This window comes from Streptomyces sp. NPDC057486 (assembly GCF_042802415.1).
Classification (GTDB): Bacteria; Actinomycetota; Actinomycetes; order Streptomycetales; family Streptomycetaceae; genus Streptomyces; species Streptomyces yanii.
Window position 1 is genome coordinate 1 of sequence record NZ_JBHVEE010000266.1, and the last position, 4,407, is coordinate 4,407.

Genomic DNA, 4,407 nt, shown 5'->3' on the forward strand with positions numbered 1-4,407 from the left:
CTCGCGATGCTCAGCCTCGGCGGCCACCGACCCCAGCTACCAGGCCGTCAACTCACGAACTGACCACCCACGGAAGCGACAGGAGAGCCCGAAAAGACCCAGGCCTACCTGGAGGCACTGCTGCCACAGCATGATCGGCATCCCGACCGCGGCTGAATGTCAGTGAGGTGCCGTAGCCTCGGTCAGCAGCTGAAGTCCTTTTCGACGCGTAGCGCTTCAGAATGGGTTCACTGTTCCTGACCTGGGGGAACACGCGCGGCCCACCGTCTGTCCGGCATGATCGGTCCTCGTGCTGGTACGACTTGTCTACCTGATCGCCATGCGGATCTTCGCGTGGCTGGTCCTGCTGTCCCGATCCTCCGCGGCCAAGAACGCCGAGATACTGATCCTGCGGCACGAGCTCGCGGTGCTCCGTCGGCAGGTCACCGCGCCCGAGCCCGACTGGCCGGACCGGGCACTGCTCGCCGCCCTGGCCCGGCTCCTGCCCCGGGCGCTCCGGGGCCACCGGATCGTCTCCCCGCGCACTCTGCTGGCCTGGCACCAGCGCCTGGTGAAGAAGAAATGGACCCAGTCACCGTCCCCGGGACGCCCGCCCCTGCCGGAGGAGGTCCGCGACCTGATCATCCGGCTCGGCACCGAGAACCCCCGATGGGGTTTCCGCCGGGTGCACGGCGAGCTGCGCCGCCTCGGCCACAGGGTCAGCCCCGCCACCGTCCGACGGATGCTGCGTGCTGCCGGTCTCGGCCCCGCGCCGCGCCGTCAGCCGGCCCGCGGCAAGTGGGCCGCCTTCCTCAAGGCCCAGGCCGGCGGCCTGCTCGCCACCGACTTCTTCCACATCGACACCATCGGCCTGCAGCGGCTGTACGCCCTGTTCGTCATGGAGGTACGCACCCGCACTGTGCACATCCTGGGCGTCACTGCCCACCCCACCGCTGCCTGGACCACTCAGCAGGCCCGGCAGTTCCTGTGGCAACTCGGCGACCGGGCTGCCGATTTCGCCCATCTCATCCGCGACCGCGACGCGAAGTTCACCGCAGCCTTCGACGCTGTGTTCGCCGACGAGGGCATCACCGTGGTCAAGATCCCTCCGCGCAGCCCCAACCGCAACCCGCACGCGGAACGGTTCATCCGCTCAGCACGCGAGGAGTGCACCGACCAAGTGCTGATCTTCGGCCGTGGCCACGCCGAGAAGGTCCTCCACGACTACGCGCGCCACTTCAACAGCCACCGGCCCCACCAGGGCCGAGACCAGCTCGCACCCTATGACGACCCGAACGTCGTCCCCTACCCGCAGCCCGGACCGAACGCCGAAAAGCCGTCGCCGGCCTCATCAACGAGTACCACCGAGCCAGCTAACCACCGGGCGAAGGCCCAGCTCACAGCCGGTGAAGCCATTTCGAAGCACTACGGCCATTCGTCCTCGTTGATGTCAGTCGTGGATGTCAGCTGGGTCGCAGTCCCGGCTCGTTGTCTGTGGCATGTGTTTCACTCTCTGGCCATGGACGAACACGAACTGCTCGAAGCCGTTACCTCCTTGGTTCGGCCGGGCGGGCGGGAGTTGGTGTGCGGCCGGTCTGGGCACCCGGCGGGGCATGTATGCCTGGCGGTTTCCGACGCAATCAACCTATCCACTCTCCTCAAGGAGTTCAGCCGTTGGTGCGGGCAGCTGCGCAACCTCGCCATGGGCGGTTACGTCGATCCGACGGTGACCGAGCGGACCGGGCTGCCGCTCCTTGCTCCTTTCGCTGGGGAGCTGGTCGAGATGCGCGGATGGGCGTCCGGCAGTCGGTGGATCGGCTGCGGTGTGGTCCGTGCCGGGGACGGCGAACAGCTGGTGGTGCTCGTGGCGGAGCGGGCTGCACCATCGCCAGATGCACCGCCCGAGGGAGCTTCCTGGGTGGACCCTTTTCTCCGTGTCACAGGTGGGGACGCACGGGACGCCGCGCAGCCCTGGGCGGAGATCGAAACGGAAGTGGGGACTGAACTGCCCGAAGATTGTTGTACGTGGGTTCAGCGAGTGATCGAATTGACCGGGTGGGAACCGCTCGGGATCCCCGTCGACTGGGCGGCGATCGAAGGAGAGCTGGGGGTCCCGCTGCCAGCGGACTACAAGGAGCTCTACGAGGCGTTCGGCGGCGGCACCTTCAGTGATTCCGTCTACTTTCTGGGTCGCGACGAGGGCGTCTCGTTCGACTTCCTGACACAGTGGCGGCTTTGGCTGTCGGCCGACCAGGACAGCAAGTTCGGAGACGTCTCCGCCGTCGATCCCTATACGATCTACGCGCCGGGCGGCAAGGGGCTGGTTGAGTGGGGCTCCACCGAATGGGCCGACGGGTACTTCTGGCTGATCGATGCCGAGCGGCCCGGCGATTACCCCATCCTTGCGCGGTCCCATGACGGCGGCCCATGGCACCGGTACGACATGTCCACCGCCGAGTTCCTCTACCGCATCCTTGCCGATGCCGAATTTCAACCTTTCGGGATCGCGCAGTACGACCTCGGCGCGACGTTCAAGCCCGGCTCCGGCGGCCCCTTCGACGGCCGGCCGCTCTCTGACGAGGGGCTGGCCGTCTCACGTTCGTGGACACGACAGTGCCGTCGTTTCTCATCGAGATCCGTGAGCTAGGTGATCACCAACTGCCTCCGGAACCGGTCGCCAAACGCTGTTTCTAGAGATCAATGAAGCCAGCACCTGTCGATGTTGGTCGCCTGCGGTTGCCCTCGACGGCCCGGACACGGCCCCGGAGTCAGTAGCGAAAGCGTGCCGAGTCTCCGTCTATGTCGATACGCAGCAGGAACTCCGTGATGGGTTCGCCCTCGCCGTTCGGTACAAGTTCCAAGCCCAGCGCGTGAATGGCCTCATCCACCTTCAAGGCCGCTTCCGTGTCCCCCCTCTCCCAAGCCCTCCGCGACTCCTCAATCAGGGGTCTGACTGTCGGCCAACCGGCCGAAGCCTCGAAGCGGCAGTCGTGCCAGAACATGTCGACGGCCTCAAGGGTGAGCTTGCCGATCTCTTCCTCACCACGACGCAGCTGCCATGTGCGGTCTTCCATTGCTGATCCCTTCGGCGCAGAGATCCGCAGGGTATCGATGGGGTCGGCGGAGCAGCTCCAGGCCAAAGTCGCTACGCCGCCCGGGCTGTACAGTCCGAGCAAGGAGGGTCAGTGACTGAAAAAGACTCGGTACAGGGCTGGCTTCAGAGAACCAGGAGCAGTCTGTGGTGGACGCTCATGACGATCCTGATGATCACTTTAGTAGCGCTACTCGCCCTCCATGGCATCCTGAGCCTGCTGCTCCCGTTCCTCCTCCTCTTTAGTGGCACCATCGACCACTGATCGGGCGTCGGTGGTCGGCAACGGCCCGTGCCCTTCACGTGCCCGGTCCGGCGGGAAGCCACGGGGAGTCGCGGCGAGCGACGGTCCGGGCAGCGCTCCGTCCCAGGTCAGGGAGCGGCAGTTCAGCCCGGATCCACGTACGCAATCTTCCAAACTGGTGCTCCTGGCCCTTGACGCTGGCGCTTGTCCTGGGCCATTAAGACTCCGCCGACCTCACGCCTGCTTCTTCACGCCACTCATCGGGCTCGCTCCGGACGAAACTCGGTTGCCGTTCCTCCCTTACAGCCGGTGATACTCCCCCATGAGCAGATTCGCCCAGGTCATCGTGTTGGCCAATGATGAAGAGATCATGGAACCGCTGACCCGACCGGACGACGATCGTGAGTGGGCAGGCAGCTTCACCGATATCGGACACGGCATGTTCGGAGGCTGGGCCATTGAGTTCATACGACGAAGCGCATGGATCGGATTGCTAGAACACCTGGAGTCGCTGCCCTGGACATCGCCATACTCCCTACAAGTGCTGATCCACGACGAGGAAGACGACTGCTTCGGCCTGTGGATGATGCACGATGGCCGACTAGTCGAGATACCCCTGCCGCGCACCCGCCGGGCCTTCTTGCCGAACTACCACACGGGCGAACTCGATCCGGACTGCCCTGGCCACCTGATACGCACAGACTGGCCCGGCGGCTGGCCCGAAGAGGGCTGACCTCTCGCCACATGCGACAGCACCCGCATGACGTAAGTGGGGATTCAGCCGGAGTAGCCGCCAAAGAATCGCATCGAGAGGGCCAGTCCGTGCCACAACCGTGCCAGATGGGGCGGGGACTCACGGGGAACTGCGGCTGCTGGCGGAGGCCACGGCCAGTGAACGCGGAAGTTGGCATCCTGCAGGTCAGACCGCAACTCTCCCCACCTCGCTCCTAAAGCGGTGCTCACCCTACGGCGAGTTCAAAGCGAGGAAGAGAAGCCGCGAGAGAAGCCGGCGGACTGGTCGAGGTGAAACGGTGAGCCTGCACGCGTGGGAATCCAACCCTGCCGTAGTGCGGCCCCGATGGCGTCGGCGACA

Annotated in this window: 4 protein-coding genes; 3 read left to right on the plus strand and 1 reads right to left on the minus strand. The window is 65.4% G+C overall.

The window, feature by feature from the left end:
• Positions 1-289 precede the first annotated feature (289 nt).
• Complete coding sequence (locus tag ACFU6I_RS47845; protein WP_384380685.1) at positions 290-2,626, plus strand: integrase core domain-containing protein; 2,337 nt, start codon at positions 290-292, stop codon at positions 2,624-2,626.
• 121 nt (positions 2,627-2,747) lie between these two features.
• On the opposite strand, the gene ACFU6I_RS47850 is transcribed toward ACFU6I_RS47845, so the two are convergent.
• Complete coding sequence (locus tag ACFU6I_RS47850; RefSeq protein ID WP_384380688.1) at positions 2,748-3,053, minus strand: hypothetical protein; 306 nt, start codon at positions 3,051-3,053, stop codon at positions 2,748-2,750.
• A gap of 111 nt (positions 3,054-3,164) precedes the next feature.
• Here ACFU6I_RS47850 and ACFU6I_RS47855 point away from each other — a divergent pair, with 111 nt between their 5' ends.
• Together ACFU6I_RS47855 and ACFU6I_RS47860 are read left to right on the plus strand one after the other, a co-directional pair.
• The gene (locus ACFU6I_RS47855) at positions 3,165-3,335 is read left to right on the plus strand and encodes a hypothetical protein (protein WP_384052844.1); all 171 of its coding nucleotides are present in this window, start codon (positions 3,165-3,167) and stop codon (positions 3,333-3,335) included.
• A gap of 301 nt (positions 3,336-3,636) precedes the next feature.
• Complete coding sequence (locus ACFU6I_RS47860; protein ID WP_384380691.1) at positions 3,637-4,047, plus strand: hypothetical protein; 411 nt, start codon at positions 3,637-3,639, stop codon at positions 4,045-4,047.
• Positions 4,048-4,407: the final 360 nt, after the last annotated feature.

Excerpts from the sequence above, each read along its gene's own strand:
- ACFU6I_RS47850 (WP_384380688.1), bottom strand. The coding sequence starts at position 3,053 with ATGGAAGACCGCACATGGCAGCTGCGTCGTGGTGAGGAAGAGATCGGC.
- ACFU6I_RS47860 (WP_384380691.1), top strand. The coding sequence starts at position 3,637 with ATGAGCAGATTCGCCCAGGTCATCGTGTTGGCCAATGATGAAGAGATC.